General features: G+C 68.9%; 1 protein-coding gene. It reads right to left on the reverse strand.

The window, feature by feature from the left end; all coding sequences use genetic code 11:
* Positions 1 to 158 precede the first annotated feature (158 nt).
* Complete coding sequence (locus FL311_RS43280; protein WP_141333521.1) at positions 159 to 890, reverse strand: zinc ribbon domain-containing protein; 732 nt, start codon at positions 888 to 890, stop codon at positions 159 to 161.
* Positions 891 to 1,164 lie beyond the last annotated feature (274 nt).

The following is a 1,164-nucleotide window of genomic DNA, read 5'->3' on the forward strand; positions in this document are numbered from 1 at the left end:
GGCGGGGACGGGGCCAGGCGGGTGGCGGCCTCATCGAGGAGCTGCCCCAGGTGCTCCCGCGTGAGGCCGCGGAAGGCTCGCACCGTCGACGAGAGCGGCTCCTCGCGCGCGATGTGGCGGAGGATGTCGACCAGCGACGGCGCGGGCATCCGTGCGGCCTACTTCGCCGCCGCGGGCGTTTCCTGCAGCGCTTCCACCGCGTAGATGATGCGGTTGCAGGACGGGCAGATGTCCGTGCCGAGCGAGGTGCGCAGCTGGTTGTAGAGCTGCGGGGGCACGTTCATGTTGCAGCCCTGGCAGGTGCCGGCCACCACGCCGACCAGCGCGGGCAGCTTCTTCTTGCGCACCACCTCGTAGCGCCGCAGCAGCGTCGAATCGACGCCCTCCGCGACACCCGCGCGGCGGCCCTCGAGCGCCTTCACCTGCGCCTCGGACTCGCCCAGCTTGCCGCGCAGCTCACCCATCCTCGCGGACAGGCCCTGCTGCTTCGTGGCGAACTCCGCCTCCTTGCCCTTGAGCGCCTCGCGAGCCTGGCCGAGCTGCTTCGTCAGCTCCACCTGCTCCTCGGCCATCGTCAGATTGGCCTTCTTGGCGATGTCGATTTCACGGGCCAGGGCGGAGTACTCGCGGGTGGAGCGCTGTTCCGCCAGGCGCGCCTCCCACTTCTTCACCTTGTCCTTCTCGTCCGTGATGTTCTGCTCGACCTGGGTCTTCTGCCGCTCCATGTCGGTGACCCGTGCGCGCTCGGCCTCGATGGCGCTGCGAGCCACACCCAGCTCCCGCTCCAACTCGGCAATCTGACGGGGGTGGATGTCCGCGGCCTTCCGGAGCGATGCGACCTCCAGGTCCACATTCTGAAGCTCCGCCAGCGCCTTCAATTTCTCCCGCAAAGTTGCTGCCTCCCACAGAGCCGCACCGTGTACGGCCGCGCGCTCTTGTACCAACAAGGATGATGGGGGTCCAACGCCCAAATCGACCCAGAGTCATCCCCCGGGCGCTCGGGGCGCCATCCACCATTTGAAAGAGCTTCACGCACCCGTTAGACGGGAACACGTGCTCCGCGCCACCTTTCTTCGCTCGCTGCCCCTGTTCGCGCTCGCCTTCGCCTGCCGCGAGTCCTCCTCGCCGCCCCCGTCCGTGCCCGAGGCCCCTCCGGCGCAGGCC

This window comes from Myxococcus sp. AB025B, assembly GCF_006518215.1.
GTDB classification, from domain to species: domain Bacteria; phylum Myxococcota; class Myxococcia; order Myxococcales; family Myxococcaceae; genus Myxococcus; species Myxococcus fulvus.